The following is a 24,513-nucleotide window of genomic DNA, read 5'->3' as shown; positions in this document are numbered from 1 at the left end:
GCGCTACACGACCTTCATCATCCGGCGTTCGAACCGGCCAGTTCGAACCTTCCGCCAGCCCCGGAGGTCGTCGTCGAGGTCGGGGTCGCCGGTGTCGACTCTGAGAACGCCGATACCGTCGAGTTTGCGCCGGGAGGCCACCACCTCGACCTCGGAGCGCCGGAGCACGGCGGGTGCGATCTGCTGGTTGCCCCGACCGAAGACGAAGCCCTGGCCGCCGATCGGCGAGACCACGACGACGTTGTGTTCGCCGAGCGCGGCCTCGATCTCGTCGGCGCTGCCGTCGAGCACGAGGAGTTCGCCGTCGCCCGATTCGTCCGCCCGCCAGACGTCGACACCGAGTGAAGTCCCCTCGAAGCCGAGCTCGTTCTTGATCGCTCCGAGGGTGCTGCCGGGACCGAGCACGTAGGTCGTGCCTGGTTCTCGCGGGCTTCGCCCGTTCGAACCTTCCGAGGCGCGCTGCGCCTCGCGCTCGACGCTCGCCGCGAACCCCGCCGCGAGGGTCTCGACCGTGCCGCCCGCGAGCTGTTTGCTGGATTGGACCTCCTCGGCGACGGGGACCTCGACGAGCGCCCTGAGTTCGGTGTGGACCTCGCCCGCGCGGTAGTCGTCCTCGTCGATGTCGTTGACCTCGCGGGATTCGGTGCGTTCGAAGGTCGCCGCGATCCGGCCCGCCGCGGGCGGCGAGACCGCGAACACCGAGGAGTAGATCTTGACGCCCGCGGGGACGCCGAGGATCGGGATCGAGGAGTCGAGGTCGGCGAGGGTCTCGGCGACGTCGACCGCGGTGCCGTCGCCGCCGACGAACAGGACGAGGTCGACGTCGCGCTCGGCGAACGTCTCGGTGGCCCCGCGGGTGTCGTTGGCAGTGGTTTCGTCGGGTGGTCGAGTCACGACTTCGGGGTCGAAACCCGCCGCGTCCGCGACTCGTTCGCCCATCTCGCCGCCAGCGGTGAGGAGTTCGACCTCGTCGGCGTGGTTCGCCAGGGAGTCGAGCGCCTCGCGGGCGCGGTCGGGGGCGCGCGGTTCGGCCCCGCGTTCGCGGGCCTCCGCGACTTTTCCATCAGTTCCCTTCAGTCCGACTCGTCCGCCCATGCCGGCGACCGGGTTGATGACGAAGCCCACACGTCGCATGCTTCGGGTCGGTCAGGAATCGGCAAAAGCCGTCCGACTCGAACCACCTATACTGTCGGGGGCGTAATCGACCCCCATGAACGGACTCGTCCTCCAAGAAGGCGTCCAGACCGGGATCATCAACGGCGCGGGCTTCGTCGTCACCATTGCGGGCATCGCGCTCGCGGTCGCGTGGGTGGTCTACCTCTACCGCTGACCGGGCTCACCATCGACGAGGTCGACGCGGTCGGCCAGCCAGTTGGCCGCCGATTTGGCCGTCTCCTCGTTCGGACTCTGGATCTTGACCCGGACGTGTTCGCCGGGGTAGCTTCCGACGGCGACGTCGAAGCGGTCGCGGAGCTCCTCGAAGCGGTCGAGGAGCGCGCTCTCGGGTTCGTCGACGTGGACGAACTCCACGGCCTGCACGGTCCCGGAGAATTCCTCGGCGACGCCCTCGAACATCGCGTGCATCTCGTCGGGGACCCCTGGGAAGACGTAGGTCGACTCGACGACGCAGCCCGGCGCGACGCCCGCCTCGTTGTGGAGGACGCGCGCGCCGGTCGGCAGTTCCGCGGTGCCCTCGGCGAGGTCGTCGCTGTGGTAGCCACCGTGCTCTTCGAGCCACGCGACGGCCTCGTCGTTGGTTTCGAGTTCGCGGTCGAAGGCCCTCGCCACCGCGTCCATCGTGAGGTCGTCGTGGGTGGGACCGAGGCCGCCGGTGATGAGGACGGCGTCGGCGCGCTCGTGGAGGTCGCGGATGGTCTCGGCGATGGTTTCGATGTCGTCGGGGACGACGACCGAGCGGACGACCTCGACGCCGCGCTCGGTGAGGTGCTCGCCGAGCCACGCCGCGTTGGTGTTGACGGTGTCGCCCGCGAGGAGTTCGTCGCCGACGGAGAGGAGCGCGACGCGCATACCACTCCCTTGGGAACCGGTGACTAAAAGCCCGGCCGTCGCCCGCCGGCGGGCGGTGCGGCCCGCGGCCGCGGTGCGGGTGCGGTGCGGCCGCCGAGCGGTAGCGGTTCCTGGCGGATGAAGGGCGAGGCGCGAACGAAGTGAGCGCCGAGGGCTTCGGCGGAGGCGGTGCTGTGTGGTGGCGGGTGCGGAGTTGTTAGTAATTGCACCGCGAGCGAACGCAGTGAGCGAGCGGGCCAAGGAACCTCCGAAGGAGGTGACGTGGTTCGAGGGAGCGGAGCTCCCTCGTCATCACGAAACGGCTTCGCCGTTTCGAACGACAGGCTTTTGATCCACATTTTGCCAGCGTCATCAGAACTGCGAAGCAGTTCTGATTGGCACACAAAATCGCTCCGCGATTTTGGGACGAGTGAGCGAAGCGAACGAGCGCAGCAAAAGGTGGGGTGTGAAAGGTGGGGATGGAGGTCGGTTAATGCTGGATTAATTCCACGAGCACCCCACCCGTCGACTTCGGGTGGAGAAACGCCACCTCGTGGCCCCACGCGCCGGGTCGCGGGTCGGTGTCGATCGGCTCGACGCCGTGGTCGACGACCCGATCGAGCGCCGCCCGGACGTCGTCGGTGGCGAGCGCGAGGTGGTGGATGCCCGGTCCATTGGAATCGAGGTAGCGCGCGATGGTGCCGTCGGCTTCGGGTTCGAGGAGTTCGAAATAGCCGTTCCCGCAGTCGAGGAAGACGACGGTCATGCCGTCGAAGGTCTCCTCGTGGACGACCGGGGTGTCGAAGAGGATCGAGAAGCGCTCGGCGAGGCCGCTGGCGTCGTCGGTCGCGATGCCGGCGTGGTCGAAGTTCATAGCGCCGCCCCACCTTGGTGTTCGCCGAAGACCTCACGCATCGCGTCGCAGATCTCGCCGGTGGTGGCCTCGGCCTTCACGGCGTCGACGAGGTAGGGCATGAGGTTCGCATCGCCCGCGGCGGCGTCGTGGACCGCCGCGAGGGCCTCCTCGGCGGCGTCGTCATCGCGCTCGTCGCGGACGGTTTGGAGGCGCTCGCGCTGGCGCTCCTGGTCCGCCTCGGTGACCTCTTCGATGTCCATCTCGGGCTCCTCGTCGACCTGGTACTCGTTGACGCCGACGATGGTTCGCTCGCCCTCGTCGATCTCGCGCTGGCGCTCGAAGGCCACGTCCTGGACCTGGCGCTGGACCCACTGGTCCTCGATCGCCCGGAGCATCCCACCCTTCTCGTCGACCGTCTCGAGGATCTCGAAGGCCTCTTCCTCCAGTTCGTCGGTCAAGCTCTCGACGTAGTAGCTCCCCGCGAGCGGGTCGACGGTGTCGGCCGCCCCCGACTCGTGGGCGAGGATCTGCTGGGTTCGGAGGGCCGTGCGAACGGATTTCTCGGTCGGGAGCGCGAGCGCTTCGTCCTTCCCGTTGGTGTGGAGGCTCTGGGTCCCCCCCAGAACTGCGGCGAGGGCTTGGTAGGCCACCCTGACCACGTTGTTGTCGATCTGCTGGGCGGTCAGGGCGGAGCCCGCGGTCTGGGTGTGGAACTTGAGCTTCTTCGAGTCGGGGTCGTCGGTCCCGAACCGCTCGTCCATGATCTTCGCCCACATCCGGCGGGCGGCCCGGAACTTCGCGACCTCCTCGAAGACGTTATTGTACGACGCGAAGAAAAAGGACAACTGAGGTGCGAACTCCTCGACCGCGAGGCCGGCGTCGAGCGCGGCCTCAACATATTGAATACCGTCGCCGAGCGTGAAGGCGATCTCCTGGGCGGCCGACGAGCCCGCCTCGCGGATGTGATAGCCCGAGATCGAGATGGTGTTGAAGTTCGGGACCTCCTCGGCGCAGAACTCGAAGATATCAGTTATAATTCGCATCGAGGGCTCGGGTGGGTAGATGTAGGTGTTGCGCGCGACGTACTCCTTCAGGACGTCGTTCTGGATGGTCCCCCGGAGCTCCTCGCGTGGGACGCCCTTCTCGTCGCCGACGGCGATGTACATCGCCAGGAGCACCGAGGCGGGTGCGTTGATGGTCATGCTCGTCGACACCTCGGAAAGCGAGATCCCCTCGAAGACGGTCTCCATGTCGTGTATCGAGTCGATCGCCACCCCCGATTTCCCGACTTCACCCGCCGCCATCTCGTTGTCCGAGTCGTAGCCCATCTGCGTGGGTAAATCGAAGGCCATCGACAGTCCCGTCTGGCCCTCGTCGATGAGGTACTGATAGCGCTCGTTGGTCTCGCGCGCGGTTCCCATCCCGGCGTACTGGCGCATGGTCCAGAGCCGCCCGCGGTACATCGTGGGGTAGACCCCGCGCGTGAACGGTTCCTCGCCGGGAAAGCCGAGGTCGTCGTAGGAGCGCTCGCCGACGTCGTCGGGGGTGTAGAGCCGGTCGACGGCGTGGCCATCGGTGTCGGTGGTGAACTCCTCCTTGCGCTCGCCGAAGCGATCGAGAACCGGGTCGAGGGTCTCGTCTTCCCACTCGTCTTTCGCCGACCGGATCGCGGCGAGGTCGTCGGGGTCGAACATAGCACGAGGTCGGGCCGACGCGACCTTAACGGTTGTTCGCCGGTCCCCTCACCCGGTGTCGTACTTGTAGGTCGTGTTCTCGGTCTCGATCCCGAAATCTTCGGGGGATTCCTCGACCTCGCCCTCCTCGCGTGCGGGGGCGGCGTGTTTGAACCGCTCGCGGAGGCGCTCGGGCAACGAGAACGACTCGACGGCCAGCCGGAGCGCCACCGCGTCCGGCATGCCCTCGCGTTTGCCCTCGAAGCGGCTCCCGAGCACGGTCGGAAGATCGGTCGGATCGACGCGTTCGAAGCCGAACTGGTCGAGGTAGTCTGGCTGGTCGGTGAAGGCGTAGACCGTCTCGAAGCCCTCGTCGCTCGCGCGGTCGAGCAGCCGCTCGACCACGTGGGCTCCGACGCCCTGGCCGCGCCACCCGTCGAGGACACCGATACCGGTGAGCTCGCAGGCGGGGTCGTCGTCGCGATGGACCCGGATGCGGCCGAAGCCCGCCTTCTCGTCGGACTCTTCGTCGATCGCGACGACGTAGTCGCGCGACCGGAACGCCGCGTCGTCGAGCCCCATCGCCTCGATCTGGTCCAGAAGCCAGACCTCCTCGCGGTTTCTCGCGTTCCGGACGTACATATCACCCGTTGGACCGCCGGCGAGTAAAAGCGTTTTCGGCACCGTTCGGTGGTTCGTCGTCCGATTCAGTCGATAGAAATCGCGGGACGGCGCTCAGTACGGGATCAGGATGAGCGCCGCGGCGAGGAACGGTATCAGGAGCAACATCACCGTCGCGGCGTAGCCGAAGACGTCGCGGGCGCGCATCCCGGTGATCCCCAGCAATGGCAGCGCCCAGAACGGCTGGAAGAGGTTGGTGTGGGCGTCGCCGACCGCGTAGGCCACGACCGCCTGACCGGGCGGCACTCCCAGTTGGTCCGCCGCTTGGAGGATCGTCTCGCCGATGACGGTCCACTCGCCGCCGCCGGAGGGCACGAAGAAGTTGATGATCCCGGCCGTGATCCACGCCACCGCGGGGAAGGTCGCCGGCGTCGAGACCGAAACAAGGGTCTCCGCGAGCGTGGTCGAGAGGCCCGAACTGTTCATCATTCCGATGATCCCAGCATAAAAGGGAAACTGGAGGATGATGCCGCTGGTCGCGAGCACCGCCTCGCCGAACTCGTTCTCGTAGGCCTCCGGACTGGTGAACAGCGCGAGACCGATGAACAGGAACATGAAATTCATCACGTTGAGGTTGAGCGCGGCCAAGCCCTCGGTGGCGAACGTCCAGACCGCGACGCCGACGCCGGTGAGCGCGATGACGCCGCCGACGACCTGGCTGTTGTTGATCCGGTCGCTCGGCGTCGGCTCCGCGGATCCGTCGCCGGCCGCACTCGTGGTCGTGCCGCCGTCGGCGGCGGTGGTATCCACGTCGGCGCTTTCGGTGCCGCGGAGCTGACTCAGCGGGACGTACTCGGTGATCCCGGTGCTGTTCTCGCGGGTCGGCGCGAGCAGGTAGAGCGCGAGCGCGGCGTAGACGATGCCGAGCACCGTGAGCGCGAGCGAGTAGCCGCTGAAGACCGTCTGGGACGTCGAGATGAGGCCGTCGACGATACCCTGCTCGACGAAGACGTTGCCCGGGGTGTTCATCAACAGCGGCGCGGAGCCCGCGAGCCCCCAGTGCCAAGTCAGGCCCATCCCCATGTAGCCCGCGACACAGAGCAGCGGATAGTGAACGGAGAGCCCGCGTTCGTGGGCCTGACGACCCATCTCGCGGGCGAGCACTGCGCCCACGATGAGGCCGAGCCCCCACTGGACCCAGGCGACGACCATCGCGATCACTCCGACCAGCACTACCGCCTGCCTGCCGTCGTTCGGGATCCGCGTGAGGCGCTCGATCCCCCGCCGAACGAGCGGGTGGTAGGCCACGACGTAACCCGTCGCGAGGATGAGCACCATCTGCATCCCGAAGGTCAACAGGGTCCAGAAGCCGTCGTACCAGTAGCCCACCATCGCCGCCGGTCCCGCGCCCTCGACGAGGATACCGGCGACGAAGACCACGTAGCTCAGAAGGATGGCGAACAGGAACGGGCTCGGCATCCACCGCTCGACCACGTCCGCAATCGCCGACCCGAGTCGCTGTACCACCGTGCCGCGTTCTCTGGTTGCCATGGAACGATCGTGTGAGTAGATGCCAGCGAATAAAACTACCGACGGGTTGTCGTCGGTTTGTCGGGCGGGCGCAAAGGTTCTTGTGAGCGCCGGCTCGATAGTCGGGAACGATGGGGTCAGCTTCCGACACCGAGGGGTTCGTCCACGAGCCGAGCCAGGAGTTCGTCGAATCCACGAACGTCCACACGTTCATGCAGGAGTACGACATCGCGGACTACGACGAACTGATCGCCCGGACCTGTGGCGACGTCGAGGGCGTCGACGAATCGGGGATCGACTGGTTCTGGGACGAGCTCCCCGAGTATCTGGGAATCGACTTCTTCGAGGCGTACGACGCGGTCCGCGACGATTCGGACGGCCCGCAGTTCTCGGACTGGTATCCCGGCGGGAAACTCAACATCGCCCACAACACCCTCGACCGGCACGCCACGGGAGAGCACCGGGACGACGTGGCGTGTCTCTGGGAGGGCGAACCGGGGGACGTGCGCGAGGTGACCTTCGGCGACCTCCACGACCAGGCCAACCGGGTGGCGAACGCGCTCGAAGCCCGCGGGGTGGGAACCGGCGATACGGTGGCGCTCTACATGCCGATGGTGCCCGAAGTCATCGCGATCCTCTACGGCTGTTTCAAGGTCGGCGCGATAGCGGTCCCGGTCTTCTCGGGGTTCGGCGTCGACGCCACCGCGACCCGGATCGCCGACGCCGAACCCACAGTGTTGTTCACCGGCGACGGCTTCTACCGCCGCGGGAGCGAGGTCCGACTGAAGGAGGCCGCCGACGACGCGATCGAGCAGGCCGGGCACGTCGAACACACCATCGTCTACGACCGGCTGGGACTGGTGCCCGAAGACGATGATAGTGCTGACGCATCAAGCGAGATCCCGTGGGGTGATCGCGACGGGTCCTGGACCGAAGCCATCGAAGACGAGTCCCCCGACTACGAGACGAAGTCCCTCGATTCGGGTCAGGAGTCGATCCTGCTCTACTCCTCGGGCACGACCGGGCAGCCGAAGGGCATCGTCCACACCCACGCGGGCGTGCTGATGCAGTGTGCGAAGGAGATCTACTTCGGATTTGATCACAAGCCCGACGACAACTTCTTCTGGGTCTCGGATATCGGCTGGATGATGGGGCCGTGGACCCTGCTCGGCAACCACGCCTTCGGGGGCACGGTCGTGATGTACGAGGGCGCGCCCGACCACCCCGAACCCGACCGCTTCTGGCGGATGATCGACGACCACGACGTCACCCAGTTCGGGATCTCGCCGACCGCGATCCGCGCGCTCCGCAAGCAGGGCGACGAGTGGGTCGAGGGCCACGACCTCTCCAGCCTCCGGTTCCTCGGCTCGACCGGCGAACCGTGGGACGAGGAATCATGGAACTGGTTCTACGAGCACGTCGGCAACGGTGAGACGCCGATAATGAACATCTCGGGTGGGACCGAGATCTGCGGCTGTTTCCTGATGCCGCTGCCGATCCAGCCGTTGAAGCCCTGCACCCTCGGTGGGCCAGGGATCGGGATGGACATCGACATCGTGAACGAGGCGGGCGAATCCGTCGCCGACAACCACGAGCGGGGCTACCTCGTTGCGCGTGACTCCTGTCCCTCGATGACGAAATCCCTCTGGAGCGGCGACGAACGGTATCTCAACGAGTACTGGTCGACGTTCACCGAGCCACCGATGTGGAACCACGGCGACTGGGCCCAGAAGGACGCGGACGGCCTCTGGTTCCTCCACGGGCGGGCCGACGACGCGCTCAACGTCGCGGGCCGGAAGGTCGGGCCGGCCGAGGTCGAGGGCGCGCTGATGGACCACGACGCGGTGAACCAAGCGGCGGCGGTCGGCGTTCCCGACGACACGACGGGGACTGCTGTGGTTGCCTACACCGTCCTCGAAGACGACGTCGAGGAATCCGACGACCTCCGCGAGGCGCTCCGCGACCGCGTCGGTACCGACCTCGGCAAACCCTTCAGACCCCGTGAAGTCCTCTTCGTCGAGGAGTTCCCGAAGACCCAGTCGGGGAAGATCATCCGGCGGGCCATCGCCTCGGTCTACCGGGGCGAGGAGCTCGGGGACATGAGCTCGATCGAGAACCCCGCGGCGCTCGATGCGGTCGAACGCGCTCGGTAGCGGGGATCATTCCGCGGGGAATGTCACCATTATTTGGCGTCAACGGGCGTTTCGAGGGCTCTCCCGCCAGACCTATACCGCTCGCCTCCCTATCTGGATCCAATGACGCCCACCACCACCCACCGCCACGCGGACGGCAGCATGGGGGACAAGGCCGTGCTCTACTGTCCCGAGTGCGGTCACGAGAGCCCGATCGACGGCGATTGGAACGTCGACCACGACGCCGACTCCCTTGTCTACACCTGTCCGGTCTGTTCGACCGCGGTCACGACCCGCCCCGAACGGCTCCTCGAAGCCTAACCCATTCCCTCGTCGGTGATCACCGAATCGATCAGCCGAACGGGCGTCGCGTCGTAGGCCGGGTTGTCGATCCAGAAGCCCTCCGCGGGTTCGCGCATCACCTCGCTGCTCGCCCGGAACTCGTTCTCGAAGACGAAGCCCTCGTCGATGACTTTCGCCCCCGAACCGACCACCGTCACCGGCACGTCGCACTCGGCGGCGGTGGCGGCGAGCGGGAAGGTCCCCACCCGATTGTAGAGCGTGTCGTCGACGATGCAGTCCATCCCGACGAGCACCCGGTCACAGTCGGGGAGGTAGTGGCCCGACGCGCCGTCGACGATCAGGTGGGGTTCGACCCGGTCGACCGCCGCGAGGGTTCGCGCGCTCTTTCGACCGAGGTAGCGGGGCCGCGCCTCGGTGACGTAGACCGTGAGTTCGGCCCCGTCGCGACACGCGAGTTCGATCGCTTCCAGTACCGTGGAGGAGTAGTCGTGCGTGAGGATCGTCATGCCGTCCTCGATCGCCATCGCGCCGTACTCCGCGGCCCGGCGTTTCGCCATCTCGACGCGTTCGATCACCCGCCGGACCGCGACCTGGACCCGTGCCTTCGCCGCGTCGATGTCGTCGAAGTCGTCGTCGAGCGCGGCGACGATCTCGCGCTGGGTGTTCTGGAGCGAGGCGTGCGAGGGATTGGCCTGCCGGAGCGCGCTGGCGTTGCGCTCGACGTCCCGCACGAAGTCCTCGACGCTCCGGAACTCGCGCCCGGTGAGCGAGGCGAGCGCGCGGGCCGCCTTCACGGCGACCACCGAGGAGCTGTGGCTCTGCATCTCGCGGATCTCCTCGACCGTCTCGTCTATCATAGCAGGCCACTCACAGCCACACGGTTTTACTTCTCCGGCTCCACCTTTTGCTGCGGTCGTTCGCTCGCGTTGCTCGCTCACTCCCTGGCAAAATGTGGATCAAAAGCGCGTCGGGTTCCTTGCAGTCACCCTCGCGCCCGCTCGCTCTCGCTGGTCGCTCGCGGTGCAATCGCTACTCACCTCCGCGACCGCCGCCGCAACCGCACAGCACCGCCACCGCCGAAGCCCTCGGCCGCTCACTCCGCTCACGGGCCATTGCATTCCCCGTTCGCATCCGAGGTTCTCCCTTCGGTCGAACCTCGCTCCGTTCGGGCCTCGCCCTTCATCCACCAGGAGAGCACAGCTCGCCGAGACATCAGGTACCGCAACCGCACCGCACCCGCACCGCCACCGCACGGCGGCCGCACCGCGCCCGCCACCTCCGTCACCGTCGGTTCGTGGGGCCCCCTCGTGACCGCGAGATCGTGCGAGAGAGGTGATGACACGCACACCAACCAGTTCCATTCGCCGGTTCCACAACCGCTTTTCAACTGTCGACCGTTGTCCTGCGTGTATGTCTCAAGAGAGCCTCACACCGGAGAGCGTCGAGCGAGCCAGCGGCATGCCGACCTTCGGCCTCGGCACCTGGGAGAACGAGGACCCCGAGGCGTGTGCCGAGAGCGTTCGGACCGCCCTCGACATGGGCTATCGACACATCGACACCGCCCAGGCCTACGAGAACGAGGACAGCGTCGGCGACGGCATCGCACAGGCCGAGACCGACCGCGAGGAGATGTTCCTCGCCACGAAGGTCTGGACGAAGAACCTCGCCCACGACGACGTGATCGACTCGACCCACGAGAGCCTCGACAAGCTCGGCGTCGACGCGGTCGACCTGCTCTACATCCACTGGCCACAGAACACCTACGACCCCGAGGAGACCCTGACCGCCTTCGAGGAGCTCGTCGACGAGGGGCTCATCGACCACATCGGCGTCTCGAACTTCGAGCCCGAACACCTCGACGAGGCCCAGGAGGTCCTCGACGAACCGATCTTCGCGAACCAGGTCGAGATGAACCCCCTCCTCCCCCAGGAAGAGCTCCGCGAGTACTGCGCCGAACACGACATCGAACTCGTCGCCTACTCCCCGCTCGCGCGTGGGAAGGTCTTCGACGTCGACGAACTCACCGAAGTCGCCGAGAAACACGACGCGAGCGAGGCTCAGGTCAGCCTCGCGTGGCTCCGCGAGAAGGGTGTCACCGTGATCCCGAAGGCCACGAGCGAGGAGCACATCCGCGACAACTGGGAGTCGCTCACGCTCGACCTCGACGACGAGGACGTCGAGACCATCGACGGGATCGACACCGTCGAGCGCCAGGTCGACCCCGACGACTCCCCCTGGTAGGGCTCCGCCGGTTGCCGAGTAACGAAAACGTATTCTCGCTGCGCCCGTAGACCCGACATGGAGTTCGACCTCCCGAAGACGGCCGGGATCTTCGTGGTGTTGTTCGCGATCATCGCCATCGGCACGTTCATGAGCCCGATGACGACCTCGACGGTCGGGATGGTGCTCGGCGGCCTGCTGGTGTTCGGCCTCGTCACCCTGTTCGTCGGCGTCCAGCACGGCGAGTACCGCGCCACACGGCGCTGAGAGGCCAACCCAACGACCGAGCGGCCCGATCTTGCTCGACCTGCTCAGTGGGCGACCATTCCGGTCGGCCGACTGGTTCGCTGGATGAGAAGGACGCCACAGAGGACGAGCCCACCGCCAACGACGAGCACGGGTGTGGCCGTCTCACCGAGCAGTACCACGCCGAGCACCACCGTCACCAGCGGTTCGGCCGTCCCGATGACGCTCGCGTGACTCGCCTCGATCCGGTCGAGGCCCCGGACGAAGAGCACGATCGGGACGGCAGTTCCGAGAAGCCCGACCCCGACCCCGACCCCGAGCACGAGCACGAGTGCCCACTGAACGACGCCCGTCGGGATCGATAGTCCACCGACCCATCGTGTACGGTATCATGCCACACTCGAAAGCGAAGCCGCAACGCCTTTCATGGACGTAATTATATCTCATTACGCTATGGCAACCGAGTTCCCCGACTACCTCGACGTGGATTACACCGACGGCGAAGGCGAGAACCCCGAGGACTATCCGACGATCGAGGACAAGATCGAGAAGGCGATCGAGGTCACCCGACGCGGTCTCGAACAGTACGAGAACCCCTCGGTGATGTGGACCGGCGGGAAGGACTCGACGCTCACCCTCTACTTCGTGAAGGAGGTCGCCGACCGCTTCGATCTGGAGGTGCCGCCCGTCATCTTTATCGACCACTACCAGCACTTCGACGAGCTGTTCGACTTCGTCGAGCACTGGGCCGACGAGTGGGACCTCGAAGTCGTCTACGCCCGCAACGACGACGCGGGTCGCTACGTCGAGGAGAACGACATCGAACCGGGTGACGACATCCCGGTCTCGGAGCTCTCCGAACACAACCAGCACCACATCCGGAACATCCTCGAGTACGAGGAGGACACCTTCCCGTTCCTGCTCGACACCTACGTGGGCAACCACCTCCTCAAGACCGTGGCGCTCAACGACGCCCTCGAGGAGTACGACATCGACGGCATCCTCTCGGGCATTCGCTGGGACGAACAGGAGGCCCGCGCCGACGAGACCTTCTTCAGCCCGCGCCACGACCCCGAGATCTACCCGCCCCACGACCGCATCCAGCCGATCCTGCAGTTCGACGAGGCCGACGTCTGGGAGACCTTCTGGCACTTCGTCGTGCCCGAGACCGTCGAGGAGTACCCCGACGAGGGCTACGTGCCCCAGGACTACGACGACCTGCCGAACGGTCTGACCCACGAGGATATTCCTGTCAGCCCGAAGTACTTCGAGGGCTTCCGCTCGCTCGGCAGCGAGGTCTCGACCGACAAGACCGAGTCCACGCCCGCGTGGCTCCAGGACCTCGACAACACGACCGAACGCGCCGGCCGCGCCCAGGACAAGGAGGACCTGATGGAGCGCCTGCGCGACCTCGGTTACATGTGAAGTTCGGGAACTATCCCGCTTCGGTCACGGCGAACCGCTGAACAACGGAGTTGAACGAGGGAACGACGGACCGTCCTCAGCGCGACCGGCGCAGAAACAGTTCGGCACCGCCCCACCAGTTGACGACGGCCTCGTCGAGTTCCCACCCGTCCGCCGCGAGGTCGTTCAACAGCCGTTCGGTCTCGTCGCGCTTGATGCGAAACCACCAGAAGTTGGTCGGTGCTTTGACGACCTTGTACTCGTAGCCCGCTTCGCCGCCCACACGCCGTTCGCTCGTCGTGGTACTCACGATACACCCAGAGGCCACCTGAAGAAAAAGCCCTTCCGCTCGCCGTCGGCGAAAACCTACATTACCCCGGTGCCCGTTTGAGCCGTCGATGACCGACCAGTTCCCCGAGTACCTCGACGTGGACTACACCGACGGCGACGACCACGACGCGGGCGCGTACCCGACCCTCTCGGACAAACTCGAAAAGGCCGCGAGCGTGACCGCGACCGCGCTCGACCAGTACGAGAACCCCGCGGTGATGTGGACCGGCGGGAAGGACTCGACGCTCGTGCTCTACGTCGTTCGCGAGGTCGCGCGCGACCGGGGGATCGACGTCCCACCGGTGGTGTTCATCGACCACTTCGAACACTTCCCCGAGGTGATGGCGTTCGCCGAGCGCTGGGCCGAGCAGTGGGACCTCGACCTCCGATTCGCGCGCAACGAGGGTATCGCCGGCCTCGGTGCCGAACCGGGCGACGAAATCGCGCTCTCGGAGCTCGGCGAGACGAACCGGCGTGAGCTCGACCGTATCGACTACGAAGGCGACACCCTCACCCTGAATGCGGACTCGTTCGAGGGCAACCACCTCCTGAAGACGGTGGCGCTGAACGAGGTCCTCGAGACGACCGGCTTCGACGGGATCTTCTCGGGCGTGCGCTGGGACGAACAGGAGGCCCGCGCCGGCGAGACCTTCTTCAGCCCGCGCCACGAGTCGGCGAAGTACCCGCCCCACGACCGAGTGCATCCCATTCTCCAGTTCGAAGAGCGCGACGTCTGGGACGCCTTCTGGAACGCCATCGTCCCGGACACCGTCGAGGGCTACCCGGCCGGTCACGTCCCCGAGAGCACCGACGACCTCCCCGACGGTCTCACCGCCGAGGACATCCCTGTCAGCCCGAAGTACTTCGAGGGTTTCCGTTCGCTCGGGACCGAGTCCGGGTCGGGGAAGTCCAGCGAACGCCCCGCGTGGCTCCAAGACTTGGAGGGAAGCACCGAACGCGAGGGCCGCGCCCAGGACAAGGAGGGGCTGATGGAGCGTCTGCGCGATCTCGGCTACATGTAGTCCCGCCGAAGACGGGAGGAGCGCTCAGTCGGCGGGGTGGAACCGCGAGAGCGCGTCCTTGACGGCTTGGTTCTGGCCGACGAGCGTGATGCGGTCGCCGTGTTGGAGCTCGAAGTCGCCGTCGGGGACCTTGTTCTCGCCGTCCCGACCGACGAGGGCGATCAGACAGCCGTCGGGGATCGCCGAGCCGAGTTCGGAGATGGTCTTGCCCGCGACGTCCTCGGCGGTGACCTCGAACTCCTGGACGTCGCCCGACCGGCCGAGCTCGGTCATCCAGTTCCAGAGCGCGGGACGTTCGATCCGGTTGTCGATCGCCCACGAGGTGGCGTTGGTCGAGGAGATGGTCTCGACGTCGAGCTCCGTGAACGCGTCCTCGTTCTCGGGTTGGTTCACCCGCGAGATCACCTGTTCGGTGTCGAACGTGGTGGCGGCGAGCTGGGCCACGAGGAGGTTGACGTCGTCGTCGCCGGTCGTGGCGACCACCGTCGAGGCGTTCTCGGCCCCGGCGGTCCGGAGCACGTCGCTGTCGGTGGCGTCGCCGATCCGGACGGCGTAGCCGTCGTTGCGGGCGGTCTCGGCGATCGATTCGTCGCTTTCGATGATCACGACGTTCTCGCCACGGGCTTCGAGGCGTGCCGCGAGGTCGCGACCGACCTTGCCGCTGCCGACGATGAGCGCGCGCATGGGGATCACGTCGAGGTACTCCGCGAAGTATCTGGCTAACCCGCCCTCGATCACGACGGTGGCGAAGATCACGAGGAAGACGGTGCCGACGAGGGTCTGTGCCGCCGTATCGAGCCCCATCGACTGGAGTTCGACCGCGAACAGCGTCGCGACCGAGGCCGGGATGATCCCCCGCGGCCCGACCCCGCTCATGAACAGCTTCTCCTCGCGGGTGAACCGACCGCCGACCGTCGAGATGAAGACGAGCAACGGGCGGAGCACGACTATCACGACGAGCACCACCGCGAGGCCACCGAGGCCGAGCGGGAGCGCCTCGAAGTCGAGGAGCGCGGCGAGCGCGATGAACACGAACGAGAGCACGATCAGCGTGATGTCGCCCTTGAAATCGGTGATCTCCGACTCGTAGGGGACGTCGAGGTTGCCGACGATGATCCCGGCGGTCGCGGCGGCGGCGATCCCGGCTTCCGAGGTCACGACGTTCGCCACGCCGTAGGCCACGAGCGCACCGGCGAGCACGAGCAACCGGGCGTTCCGGGGGGCGTTGCCCGGCGAGAGGTGGACGTACTTGAGGAACGCCCAGAGCAGCCCGGCGACGACGGCCCCGACGACGAGTCCGACGCCGAGTTTGAGCGCGAACACCACGAGGATCGCGCTGATCCCCTCGGAGGCCTGGAAGACCACCTCGAACACCACCACCGCGAGGATCGCGGCGGTGACGTCGTTGACGATACCCTCGGTTTCGAGCGTGGTCGCGACGCTGTCGCGTACCGGCACCACCTCGAGGATCGGCGAGATCACGGTGGGACCGGTCGCCACGAGGAGCGCGCCGATCAGGAAGGAGACGTCCCACGGCGCGGGGATCGCGTAGTGGACGACGACCGCCGTCCCGACCAGTGATATCACCGCGCCGAGCGTGGTGAGCCGCACCATCGTTGTCGAGGTCCGTCTGAGGTCCTCGACCCGGAGGTGGAAGGCCCCCTCGAAGACGATGATCGCCACCGCGAGCCCCACGACGATCGGGAGCGCACCGCCGAAGGTGCTCGCGGTGATGATACGATGCGAGAGCACCAACCCGGACAACGGGCCGAGGACCAGGCCCACGCTCAACAGGAAAATGATACTCGGGAGCTGAAATCGGTCGCCGAGGACCTGGGAGATGACCCCCAGTGCGATGATCCCCGCGATGAGTGCGATCAGCCCCGCGCTACCAGTAGCCACTCACGAGCCTCCATTGAACATCCGTAAACCATCGCGGTATATAAGACCTTCATCGGCAAGCCGTAACTGACCCCCCGCCCTTTCACCGTGACCGTGATACGGGCTCGCCGTCGACCGGCGAGGCCACCCCGTCGGTCGGACGCGCGACCACACCCCTCACCGGCCGTAGAGTCGGTCGATGTCGTCCTCGTACCGGGCGAGGATGTTGCGGCGTTTCTTCTTCATCGTCGGCGTCACGAGGTCGTTCTCCTCGGTGAACTCCTCCGGGGCGAGCACGAACCGCTTTATCTGCTCGTAGGGCTCGAACCGTTCGTTCACCATCTCGATCTCCTCGGTAATGCGGTCCTGTACCCGGTCGTCGTGACAGAACTCCTCGGGGTCCTCGGGGAGGTCGATCCCCGCCTTCGTGGCCCACTCGCGGACGCGCCCGACGTTCGGCACCACGATCGCGCTCACGAACTTCTCGCCGTCGCCGACCACCATACACTGCTCGACCAGCGGGTTGCTCGCGAAGGCGTCCTCGATCGGCCGTGGCGCGACGTTCTTCCCCGTGGAGAGCACGAGGAGCTGTTTCGAGCGCTCGCGGAAGGCGAGGTAGCCGTCGGGGCGCTGCTCGACGACGTCGCCCGTCCGGAACCACCCTCCGTCGAACGCGTCGTCGGCCTCCTCGGGGCGCTCCCAGTAGCCCTCGGTGACGTTCGGGCCCTTCACGAGGAGCTCGCCGACCTCGCCCTCGGCGTCGAAGTCGTTCGGGACGACTGTCGAGTCCACGCGCACCTCCTCGTCGTAGACGGGATAGCCGATGGTGCCGATCCGGGGGGCTTCGGGTGGGTTGACCGCGACCACGGGGGCGGTCTCGGTGAGGCCGTAGCCCTCCAGGATCGGGAGGCCCATCGCGGCGAACAGCCGCCCGAGTTCGGGCGAGAGGCTCCCGCCGCCGCTGATGAAGAAGTCGATGTTGCCGCCGACGCCCTCGCGGACCTGGGAGAAGACCAGTCGGTCCGCGAGCGCGTGTCTCGCCCGCAGCCCGATGCCGGGCGACTCGCTCTCGTGGTAGGCCTGTCCGACCTCGGTGGCCCACTCGAAGATCCGGGAACTCACCGCCGACCCCGAGGCCTGCTCGCGGATGGTGTCGTAGAGCTTCTCGTAGACCCGCGGCACGCTGGTGGCCGAGGTGGGGGTGACGAGCGAGAAGTCCTCGCGCAGGGTGTCGGGGCTCTCGGCGTAGGCGACCGTGGAGCCGGCGGCGAACTGCATGAAGTGACCCGCGAGGCGCTCGAAGACGTGCGCGAGCGGGAGGAAGGAGAGGCTGGTCGACCCGGGACCGATCGTCGGCGTGTCACCCTTGTCGGGTCGGGGGCCGAACCGTCGGTAGACCTGGCCGACGTTCGCCCGGAAGTTGCGGTGGCTGAGTTTGACCCCCTTCGGCCGCCCGGTGGTGCCCGACGTGTAGACGAGGCTCGCGAGTTCCTCCGGGTCGCGCGCCGCGAGCCACGACTCGTATTCGTCGGCGTCGAAGGCCGCCGCGCCGCGGTCGTGGACCTCGGCGAGCGTGAGGACGTCGCCGCGGTCGTCGTAGCCCTCGAACTCGTCGATGGAGACGACGAAGTCGAGGTCGAGCGCCGCCTCGACTTCGAGGACGTGTTCGAGGAGCTCCTCGTTCTCGACTACGACGCCCGTCGCACCGGGGTCCGAGAGCAGGTACTCGACCTGCCGGGGCGACGAACTCGTATACACCGTGGTCACGACCCCGCCGGCCGCAAGGATGCCGAAGTCCGACTGCGCCCACTCCATCCGGGTGTTCGAGAAGAGACCGACCCGGTCGCCCGCTTCGACCCCGAGTTCCCGAAAGCCCGCCGCGAGGTTCCGGACGATCCCCCGCATCGCCTCGTAGGTCAGGTCGGCGAACTCGCCGTCGGGGGCGGCCGGGACCACCTCGCTGGCGAGCGAGCGGTCGTAGATCCCGCCTTTGTACCGCTGGGCGACCCGCTCTGTGTTCCGGGCGGCGCTCTCCTCGAACATCACCGAGAGCGTACCCTCACCGAGCACCTCGCTCTCGAAATCGGCTTCCGCCTCCTGCCAATCCATACCGAATCCTCACGCCCGGCGCACTAAAGCCCTCACTGTTCGTCGAGAAAGGCGAGGACGCCGCGGACGTTGAGCCGTTCCTCGGCCTGGGCCTTCCGTGCGGACCACACCTCGTCCATCCCCGTCTCCGCGACGAAGTAGTCGATGACCGCCTCGTCGTCGCCGAGCTCGGCGCGTCTCTCGCGGACGGCCGCGACCCACTCCTCCAGGATCCGCGCGTAGCCGTCCATCAGGGGTTCCTCGTACTCGCGGGGACCGAAGTGACCGAAACAGAGCGTCTCGGGGTCGATCTCCTGGATGGTCTCGACGTCGGCGAGACTGGCTTCGAGGTCGAAGTTCGCCGGCGGCGAGGTCTGGCGGAGCCGCTCGATCGAGGGGATCCAGATCCCCGCGGCGTCGGCAGTGAAGAGGACGTCGTCCGCGTGGTCGTGGAACATCACCTGGTGTGGCGCGTGACCCGGCGCGTGGTGGACGTCGAGGGTGTGGTCGCCGAGGTCGACCTCGTCGCCGCCTTCGAGCCCTTCGATACGGTCCTCGGGGACGGGCTTCGGCTCGGCGTAGAACTGCCACTGGCTCTCGACGGCGGCCTTCGTGCCCGCGACCAGCCGACTGGGATCGACGAGGTGGGGCACCCCGATCTCGTGGGTCAACACTGTGGCGTTCGGGCAGGCCTCGGCGAGGAATCCCGCGCCGCCGGCGTGGTCGAGGTGGACGTGGGTCGGCAGGACGTACGCCAGTTCCTCGCGTGCGATCCCGACCGTGTCGAGCGCGTCGAGGATGTTCTCGTAGCGAGTGCCGATGCCGGTATCGACGAGCGCTGGTTGCTCGGCATCGACGATGTAGACGGCACCGTACTCCTCGGTGTCGTACATCCCGGTGTCGACGTAGTGGAGGTCGGGACAGCCATCGACCGCGAAGACGTCACCGATTGCCATGGGCGACCCACGCACGAGCGGAACGAAAAGCCTCCGGTCAAACAGTAGGACTTTGGCGGGCGGCCCGAAAGGGTCGGGAAATGCTGAGCAGACAGTTCCTCCGCGAGCACACCGAGGCCGTCCGCGAGGCGCTCGCCGCCCGCGGGGCCGACGACGTCGACCTCGACGCGGTGCTCGCCCTCGACGAGGAGTGGCGCGCGGCCAAGAACCGCGGCGACGAACTCCGCCACGAGCGCAACGAGATATCGAGCCGTATCGGCGAGCTCAAAGCCGCCGGCGAGGACGAGGAGGCCGAGGAAGCCATCGAGCGCTCCTCGGAACTCAAAACCGAGATCGACGAGATAGAGGACCGGGCCGACGACCTCGAAGCCGACCTCGACGAGGCGCTCCTTCGAATTCCGAACGTCCTCGACGACACCGTTCCCGCCGGTGAGGACGAGTCGGACAACGTCGAACTCCGCCGTGAGGGATTCGGGGAACGCCGAGAGCTTCCCGAGGATATCACCCCGCACTACGACCTCGGCGAGGAGCTCGACGTCCTCGACTTCGAGCGCGGCGCGAAGGTCTCGGGCGGCGGCTTCTACTTCCTGAAGGGCGACGGCGCGCGGCTCGAACACGCCCTGATACAGTTCATGCTCGACGTCCACCGCGAGCAGGACTACGTCGATATTTTTCCTCCAATTCCGATCAACAGCCGGTCGATGACCGGGACGGGCCAGCTCCCGAAGTTCGCCGACGACGCCTACAAGCTCGACGATGAGGACCTCTGGCTCTGTCCGACTGCCGAAGTACCGGTGACGAACATGTACGCCGACGACATCCTCCTGCGGGACGATCTACCACTGAAACACCAGGCGTACACCCCGAACTTCCGCCAAGAGGCGGGCGAACACGGCACCGAAACCCGCGGGATCGTCCGGGTCCACCAGTTCAACAAGGTCGAGATGGTGAACTTCGTCGAGCCGGAGTCGAGCTACGAGCGTTTCGAGGGCCTGCTCGACGAGGCGGAGGAGGTCCTCCGACGGCTCGACCTCCCCTACCGGGTGCTCGAGATCTGTGCCGGCGACATCGGGTTCAAGGCCGCCAAGCAGGTCGACCTCGAACTCTGGGCCCCCGGCGACGACATGGACGACGGACCCGCGGAGGGCGGTCGGTGGCTCGAAGTCTCGTCGGTCTCGAACTTCGAGGCGTTCCAGGCCCGGCGGGCGGGCCTGCGCTACCGGCCCGAACGCCACGAGTCGGCGGAGTACCTCCACACCCTCAACGCCTCGGGACTCGCGCTGCCCCGCGTGATGGTCGCGATCCTGGAGTACTACCAGAATCCCGATGGGACCGTCGAGGTACCCGAGGCGCTCCGACCGTATCTCGGTGGCCAGGAGCGTATCGAGGGCCACGAACCCGTCGGCGAGAGCGCGGTCGGCGCTGGGCGAAAGGAGTAGACGACGATTTCGGTCAGTCCCTGATTTCGGATCTGTCCTTCTCTCCGATTCCACCTCTGAGTCTGTTCCCTGATCTATCTACCCAGCTGGTTCGTCTACGGCAAGTCCCGATGCAAGTGAGAGACCGCCCCGCCACCACGCGGCACCGTCACCGTCACCGCACGGGCCACATGCCTCCCCAACCGATTCACTTCGCTCGTCTCGTTCATCCCTCGCGCAACGTCCGCGACCGGCCCTCACTGTCGTTCGGACCGGTCGCGAGCGCGCGCCAACCGCGGCTGATCGGTGTCGGAGCCGACACGGCACGGCGACTCAGTTGGTGTAGGTCTCGATGCGGGCGATCGTCCCGTCTTCGACGGTGTGGACGTCGACGAACCCGAAGAGCGGGTCGCCGTCGGCGTCGAGCAGCGTCCCGCGAACCGCGAACTCGCTGTCGTCCTCGTTGGCACAGACCGCTTCGAGCGTGTGGCGGGTGTCGGTCAGCGGGCGGTCGTCGCGCATGAACCCGACGAAGGTGTCGGGGCCGTCGATGGTGCGGTCGGGGCGGTCGTGGACGAACTCGGGCGCGAGGAGCCCGCGGAGGTCGTCGTACCGGCCCTCGTCGATGGCGCTGTAGTAGGCTTCGACGGGTTGGTCGGCCATGCCCAGCGCTATCGGGTGTTCCCGACAAGAACCTGCCGGCGGCCGAGGATTCCCGCTCGGCGGTCGAGGCTCACCGTTCGGCGGGCGTGCGGCTTCCGCGCTCGCCGTCGCGAACGCACTCGGGGAGGTCGGCCCCGACGAGCGCGGCCCACTCGGCGAGGTGCGTGTGTGGCTCGGTCATCGCTCACACGCTCGATCCCCGGCGATCGACATAACGATTGTGCCCGGTTACGGGATGACTTGCTCGCCGTCGTCGTAGACCGCGATCGCGTCGACGGGGCAGACCCGCGCCGCGAACTTCGCGTCGAGCTCCGCCTCGGGCGGTATCTCCCGTACCACGGTGTCGTCCTCGCGTTCCTCGCCGTCGACCAGGATGGCTTTCCCGGCGTCCTCGTCGCGCTCGAACCCCTTCCACTCCGCGACGCACTGGAACATTCCGATACAGGTGTCGCGGTCGTACTCGATTCGCATACCCGTGCTTTCGCCGGCGGCGCAATAGGCGTGACGGGCCGGACCGGAAACTGGGGGCCGAGTCGCGAATCTCGACAGACGGCGTGGCGGTTGGCGCGCGGTCTGCGGGCCGCCCGCGGGCGGCCCGCGACGCCCGTGTGAGGTCTGCGCGAGCGTGGTGAGTGCAGGCCCGTCAGAGCGAAGCTCTAACGATGGACGAGTAAGCGACCATCGGGAGCGAACGAGTCGGCTGGGGAGGCTCGTGGCCGGTGCGGGGCGGGGGCGGTGCCGTGCGGGAGCGGGGCGGTCTCTCGTTTGCATCGGGATTCGCGCGGTCGCGTTGCGGTTTCGCTGTCGCTCGTCTTCCACTCGCCTTTCGAATTCCCTCTCAAGTTCGGTCCCATCCTCGCGCTCCGAACTCTTTCACTTCCACCGTGCGAGGACGACAGTTTAAACCCTGGAACCGCCACAAAACCCGTAATGAACGTCACCGAACTGTCGGGAGTGCCCGAGTGGCTGCCCGACCACCTGCGTGACGAGGGCGTCGAGGAGCTCTACCCGCCCCAGGCCGAGGCGGTCGAAGCGGGCGTCACGGAGGGCGAGAGCCTCGTGGCGAGCGTGCCGACGGCCTCCGGGAAGACCCTGATCGCCGAGCTCGCGATGACGGCGAGCGTCGCGCGCGGCGGGACCGCCCTCTACATCGTGCCGCTTCGCGCGCTCGCGGGCGAGAAACGCACCGAGTTCGAGACCTTCGAGCAGTACGGCCTCACGGTCGGCGTCTCCACCGGGAACTACGATTCGGATGGGGAGTGGCTCGCGACCTGTGACATCATCGTCGCCACCAGCGAGAAGGTCGACTCCCTCGTCCGCAACGGTGCACCGTGGCTGGACGACCTGTCCTGTGTGGTGGCCGACGAGGTCCACCTCGTGGACGACGGGAACCGGGGGCCCACGCTCGAAGTCACCCTCGCGAAGCTCCGCCAGCGCAATCCCGGGCTACAGGTCGTTGCGCTCTCGGCAACCATCGGCAACCCCGAGATCCTCGCCGAGTGGCTCGACGCCGAACTCGTGGACTCGACGTGGCGACCCATCGACCTGAAGAAGGGCGTCCACTACGGCCAAGCGGTGCATCTGGAGGACGGCAACCAGCGCGAGCTCTCGGTGAGAGATGGCGAGAAGGCCACCGAAGCCATCGTTCGGGACACGCTGGCGGATGGTGGCTCGACGCTGGTGTTCGTGAACTCCCGGCGCAACGCGGAGGCGGCGGCGCGTCGGCTCGCCGGCACCGTCGAGAACGAACTCACGAACGAGGAGCGAACCCAGTTGGCGAGCGTCGCGGCCGAGATTCGTGATGTGAGCGACACCGAGACCAGCGAGGACCTCGCGAGCGCGGTCGAGCGCGGCGGCGCGTTCCACCACGCCGGCCTCGCGAGCGACCACCGCGAACTCGTCGAGGGGGCCTTTCGGGATCGACTTTTGAAAGTTGTCTCGGCTACCCCCACCCTCGCGGCGGGGGTCAACACCCCGAGCCGTCGGGTCGTGGTGCGCGACTGGCGACGCTACTCGGGTGAAGCCGGCGGAATGGCCCCGCTCTCGGTGCTCGAAGTCCACCAGATGTGTGGCCGTGCCGGGCGACCGGGACTCGACCCCTACGGTGAAGCGCTCCTGCTCGCGAAGAGCCACGACGAACTCGACGAACTCTTTGATAGGTATATCTGGACCGAACCCGAGGCCGTGCGCTCGAAGCTCGCCGCCGAACCCGCTCTGCGGACGCACCTGCTCGCGACCGTGGCCTCGGGCTTCGCGAGCTCGCGCGAGGGCCTGCTCGAATTCCTCGACCAGACGCTCTACGCAACCCAGACGACGGAAGGCGGGCGGCTCGAACGCGTCACGGACGACATGCTCGACTACCTCGAGGTCAACGACTTCCTCGACCGCGACGGCGACGACCTCACCGCGACCTCCCTGGGCCACACCGTCTCGCGGCTCTACCTCGACCCGATGAGCGCCGCCGAAATCGTCGACGGGCTCGAAGCAGCGGAGGACCGCCCGAGCGCGCTCGGCCTCTTCCACCTCGTGAGCCGCACGCCGGACATGTACGAACTCTACCTGCGCTCGGGCGACCGCGAGGAGTACACCATGCTCGCCAACGAGCGCGAGACCGAGTTGTTGGGGGCGAAACCCAGCGAGTTCGAGGCCCGCTGGGAGGACTGGCTCTCGGCGCTCAAGACCGCCCGCCTGCTCGAAGACTGGGCGAGCGAACTCGACGAGAGTGAGATCACGGACCGGTACTCCGTGGGACCGGGCGACCTCCGAGGAAAGGTCGACACCGCGGAGTGGCTGCTCTCGGCCGCCGAACGCCTCGCGGGCGAACTCGGGCTGGAGTGGGCCCCTGCCGTGCGGGAGGCGCGAACTCGCGTCGCCAACGGGATCCGAGTCGAACTCATCGACCTCGCGGGCGTGCGCGGGGTGGGCCGGAAACGCGCCCGCCGGCTCTACGAGGCCGGTGTCGAGACCCGGACCGACCTCCGGAACGCCGACAAGGCCGTCGTGCTGGGCGCGCTCCGTGGCCGCCGGAAGACCGCCGAGAACGTCCTCGACAACGTGGGTCGGACCGATCCCTCGATGGCGGACATCGAGGCCGATGGGTCGGTTGCGGTCGTGGGAGAGGGGGAGAACGACCAGTCGAACCTCGGGGAGTTCTGATGAACCG

At 67.0% G+C, this 24,513-nt stretch carries 22 protein-coding genes; 8 read left to right on the top strand and 14 right to left on the bottom strand.

What is annotated here, in order from left to right:
• Positions 1-3: 3 nt before the first annotated feature.
• The 6 genes from D3261_RS09570 to D3261_RS09545 all read right to left on the bottom strand — a co-directional run bounded on the left by D3261_RS09570 (position 4) and on the right by D3261_RS09545 (position 6,708).
• Positions 4-1,134: an ATP-NAD kinase family protein gene (locus tag D3261_RS09570; protein ID WP_120071797.1), complete on the bottom strand. Its 1,131-nt coding sequence runs from the start codon at positions 1,132-1,134 to the stop codon at positions 4-6.
• A gap of 186 nt (positions 1,135-1,320) precedes the next feature.
• The gene (locus tag D3261_RS09565) at positions 1,321-2,028 is read right to left on the bottom strand and encodes a molybdopterin-binding protein (protein WP_120071795.1); all 708 of its coding nucleotides are present in this window, start codon (positions 2,026-2,028) and stop codon (positions 1,321-1,323) included.
• 469 nt (positions 2,029-2,497) lie between these two features.
• Positions 2,498-2,881, bottom strand: a complete 384-nt coding sequence (gene mce, locus D3261_RS09560; RefSeq protein ID WP_120071793.1) for a methylmalonyl-CoA epimerase — start codon at positions 2,879-2,881, stop codon at positions 2,498-2,500.
• The gene (locus D3261_RS09555) at positions 2,878-4,557 is read right to left on the bottom strand and encodes a methylmalonyl-CoA mutase (RefSeq protein ID WP_120071791.1); all 1,680 of its coding nucleotides are present in this window, start codon (positions 4,555-4,557) and stop codon (positions 2,878-2,880) included. The genes mce and D3261_RS09555 overlap by 4 nt, the downstream gene beginning before the upstream one ends.
• A 48-nt stretch (positions 4,558-4,605) precedes the next feature.
• Complete coding sequence (locus D3261_RS09550; RefSeq protein WP_120071789.1) at positions 4,606-5,178, bottom strand: GNAT family N-acetyltransferase; 573 nt, start codon at positions 5,176-5,178, stop codon at positions 4,606-4,608.
• A 93-nt stretch (positions 5,179-5,271) separates the two neighbouring features.
• The gene (locus D3261_RS09545; protein ID WP_120071787.1) at positions 5,272-6,708 is read right to left on the bottom strand and encodes a short-chain fatty acid transporter; all 1,437 of its coding nucleotides are present in this window, start codon (positions 6,706-6,708) and stop codon (positions 5,272-5,274) included.
• Between the two features lie 110 nt (positions 6,709-6,818).
• On the opposite strand from D3261_RS09545, the gene D3261_RS09540 reads away from it, so the two are divergent.
• Both D3261_RS09540 and D3261_RS09535 read left to right on the top strand, forming a co-directional pair.
• On the top strand, positions 6,819-8,840 hold the full coding sequence (locus D3261_RS09540) for an AMP-binding protein (protein WP_120071785.1): 2,022 nt from the start codon (positions 6,819-6,821) through the stop codon (positions 8,838-8,840).
• 102 nt (positions 8,841-8,942) lie between these two features.
• On the top strand, positions 8,943-9,140 hold the full coding sequence (locus D3261_RS09535; protein ID WP_120071783.1) for a hypothetical protein: 198 nt from the start codon (positions 8,943-8,945) through the stop codon (positions 9,138-9,140).
• Here D3261_RS09535 and D3261_RS09530 read toward each other — a convergent pair.
• Complete coding sequence (locus D3261_RS09530; RefSeq protein ID WP_120071781.1) at positions 9,137-9,979, bottom strand: translation initiation factor eIF-2B; 843 nt, start codon at positions 9,977-9,979, stop codon at positions 9,137-9,139. The genes D3261_RS09535 and D3261_RS09530 overlap by 4 nt on opposite strands.
• Before the next feature lie 553 nt (positions 9,980-10,532).
• Here D3261_RS09530 and D3261_RS09525 point away from each other — a divergent pair.
• The gene (locus D3261_RS09525; protein WP_233553956.1) at positions 10,533-11,363 is read left to right on the top strand and encodes an aldo/keto reductase; all 831 of its coding nucleotides are present in this window, start codon (positions 10,533-10,535) and stop codon (positions 11,361-11,363) included.
• Between the two features lie 57 nt (positions 11,364-11,420).
• The gene (locus tag D3261_RS09520; protein ID WP_120071777.1) at positions 11,421-11,609 is read left to right on the top strand and encodes a hypothetical protein; all 189 of its coding nucleotides are present in this window, start codon (positions 11,421-11,423) and stop codon (positions 11,607-11,609) included.
• A gap of 44 nt (positions 11,610-11,653) precedes the next feature.
• Here the strand turns inward: D3261_RS09520 and D3261_RS09515 are convergent, their stop codons facing one another.
• Positions 11,654-11,917, bottom strand: a complete 264-nt coding sequence (locus D3261_RS09515) for an EamA family transporter (protein ID WP_158589376.1) — start codon at positions 11,915-11,917, stop codon at positions 11,654-11,656.
• Positions 11,918-12,041: 124 nt separating this feature from the next.
• Here D3261_RS09515 and D3261_RS09510 point away from each other — a divergent pair, with 124 nt between their 5' ends.
• Positions 12,042-13,013: a phosphoadenosine phosphosulfate reductase family protein gene (locus tag D3261_RS09510; protein WP_120071773.1), complete on the top strand. Its 972-nt coding sequence runs from the start codon at positions 12,042-12,044 to the stop codon at positions 13,011-13,013.
• A gap of 76 nt (positions 13,014-13,089) precedes the next feature.
• Here D3261_RS09510 and D3261_RS09505 read toward each other — a convergent pair whose 3' ends face one another.
• Positions 13,090-13,302 (bottom strand): DUF4177 domain-containing protein, encoded by a 213-nt coding sequence (locus D3261_RS09505; protein WP_233553955.1) that lies wholly within the window; start codon positions 13,300-13,302, stop codon positions 13,090-13,092.
• Positions 13,303-13,390: 88 nt separating this feature from the next.
• Between D3261_RS09505 and D3261_RS09500 the strand changes: the two genes are divergently transcribed.
• The gene (locus D3261_RS09500) at positions 13,391-14,344 is read left to right on the top strand and encodes a phosphoadenosine phosphosulfate reductase family protein (protein WP_120071769.1); all 954 of its coding nucleotides are present in this window, start codon (positions 13,391-13,393) and stop codon (positions 14,342-14,344) included.
• Positions 14,345-14,368: 24 nt separating this feature from the next.
• On the opposite strand, the gene D3261_RS09495 is transcribed toward D3261_RS09500, so the two are convergent.
• The 3 genes from D3261_RS09495 to D3261_RS09485 form a co-directional block, all read right to left on the bottom strand.
• The gene (locus D3261_RS09495) at positions 14,369-16,246 is read right to left on the bottom strand and encodes a cation:proton antiporter (protein ID WP_120071767.1); all 1,878 of its coding nucleotides are present in this window, start codon (positions 16,244-16,246) and stop codon (positions 14,369-14,371) included.
• 156 nt (positions 16,247-16,402) lie between these two features.
• Positions 16,403-18,334 (bottom strand): long-chain fatty acid--CoA ligase, encoded by a 1,932-nt coding sequence (locus D3261_RS09490; protein WP_120071765.1) that lies wholly within the window; start codon positions 18,332-18,334, stop codon positions 16,403-16,405.
• A 32-nt stretch (positions 18,335-18,366) separates the two neighbouring features.
• Positions 18,367-19,269, bottom strand: a complete 903-nt coding sequence (locus D3261_RS09485; RefSeq protein ID WP_120071763.1) for an MBL fold metallo-hydrolase — start codon at positions 19,267-19,269, stop codon at positions 18,367-18,369.
• A gap of 80 nt (positions 19,270-19,349) precedes the next feature.
• On the opposite strand from D3261_RS09485, the gene serS reads away from it, so the two are divergent.
• Positions 19,350-20,708, top strand: coding sequence for a serine--tRNA ligase (serS, locus tag D3261_RS09480; protein WP_120071761.1), 1,359 nt, complete (start codon positions 19,350-19,352; stop codon positions 20,706-20,708).
• A gap of 312 nt (positions 20,709-21,020) precedes the next feature.
• On the opposite strand, the gene D3261_RS09475 is transcribed toward serS, so the two are convergent.
• A complete protein-coding gene (locus D3261_RS09475) occupies positions 21,021-21,350 on the bottom strand; it encodes a nuclear transport factor 2 family protein (protein ID WP_120071759.1) in 330 nt (109 codons plus the stop codon).
• 228 nt (positions 21,351-21,578) lie between these two features.
• On the bottom strand, positions 21,579-21,821 hold the full coding sequence (locus D3261_RS09470) for a ferredoxin (protein ID WP_120071757.1): 243 nt from the start codon (positions 21,819-21,821) through the stop codon (positions 21,579-21,581).
• Between the two features lie 459 nt (positions 21,822-22,280).
• Between D3261_RS09470 and D3261_RS09465 the strand changes: the two genes are divergently transcribed.
• A complete protein-coding gene (locus D3261_RS09465; protein ID WP_120071755.1) occupies positions 22,281-24,506 on the top strand; it encodes an ATP-dependent DNA helicase in 2,226 nt (741 codons plus the stop codon).
• Positions 24,507-24,513 lie beyond the last annotated feature (7 nt).

The organism is Halococcus sp. IIIV-5B (assembly GCF_003602035.1).
GTDB lineage: Archaea > Halobacteriota > Halobacteria > Halobacteriales > Halococcaceae > Halococcus > Halococcus salsus.
This window is presented reverse-complemented; position numbering and strand designations above follow the sequence as displayed.

Coding starts and splice junctions, on each gene's coding strand:
- D3261_RS09570 (WP_120071797.1), bottom strand. CDS start 1,134: ATGCGACGTGTGGGCTTCGTCATCAACCCGGTCGCCGGCATGGGCGGA.
- D3261_RS09565 (WP_120071795.1), bottom strand. CDS start 2,028: ATGCGCGTCGCGCTCCTCTCCGTCGGCGACGAACTCCTCGCGGGCGAC.
- mce (WP_120071793.1), bottom strand. CDS start 2,881: ATGAACTTCGACCACGCCGGCATCGCGACCGACGACGCCAGCGGCCTC.
- D3261_RS09555 (WP_120071791.1), bottom strand. CDS start 4,557: ATGTTCGACCCCGACGACCTCGCCGCGATCCGGTCGGCGAAAGACGAG.
- D3261_RS09550 (WP_120071789.1), bottom strand. CDS start 5,178: ATGTACGTCCGGAACGCGAGAAACCGCGAGGAGGTCTGGCTTCTGGAC.
- D3261_RS09545 (WP_120071787.1), bottom strand. CDS start 6,708: ATGGCAACCAGAGAACGCGGCACGGTGGTACAGCGACTCGGGTCGGCG.
- D3261_RS09540 (WP_120071785.1), top strand. CDS start 6,819: ATGGGGTCAGCTTCCGACACCGAGGGGTTCGTCCACGAGCCGAGCCAG.
- D3261_RS09535 (WP_120071783.1), top strand. CDS start 8,943: ATGACGCCCACCACCACCCACCGCCACGCGGACGGCAGCATGGGGGAC.
- D3261_RS09530 (WP_120071781.1), bottom strand. CDS start 9,979: ATGATAGACGAGACGGTCGAGGAGATCCGCGAGATGCAGAGCCACAGC.
- D3261_RS09525 (WP_233553956.1), top strand. CDS start 10,533: ATGTCTCAAGAGAGCCTCACACCGGAGAGCGTCGAGCGAGCCAGCGGC.
- D3261_RS09520 (WP_120071777.1), top strand. CDS start 11,421: ATGGAGTTCGACCTCCCGAAGACGGCCGGGATCTTCGTGGTGTTGTTC.
- D3261_RS09510 (WP_120071773.1), top strand. CDS start 12,042: ATGGCAACCGAGTTCCCCGACTACCTCGACGTGGATTACACCGACGGC.
- D3261_RS09500 (WP_120071769.1), top strand. CDS start 13,391: ATGACCGACCAGTTCCCCGAGTACCTCGACGTGGACTACACCGACGGC.
- D3261_RS09490 (WP_120071765.1), bottom strand. CDS start 18,334: ATGGATTGGCAGGAGGCGGAAGCCGATTTCGAGAGCGAGGTGCTCGGT.
- D3261_RS09485 (WP_120071763.1), bottom strand. CDS start 19,269: ATGGCAATCGGTGACGTCTTCGCGGTCGATGGCTGTCCCGACCTCCAC.
- serS (WP_120071761.1), top strand. CDS start 19,350: ATGCTGAGCAGACAGTTCCTCCGCGAGCACACCGAGGCCGTCCGCGAG.
- D3261_RS09475 (WP_120071759.1), bottom strand. CDS start 21,350: ATGGCCGACCAACCCGTCGAAGCCTACTACAGCGCCATCGACGAGGGC.
- D3261_RS09470 (WP_120071757.1), bottom strand. CDS start 21,821: ATGCGAATCGAGTACGACCGCGACACCTGTATCGGAATGTTCCAGTGC.
- D3261_RS09465 (WP_120071755.1), top strand. CDS start 22,281: ATGAACGTCACCGAACTGTCGGGAGTGCCCGAGTGGCTGCCCGACCAC.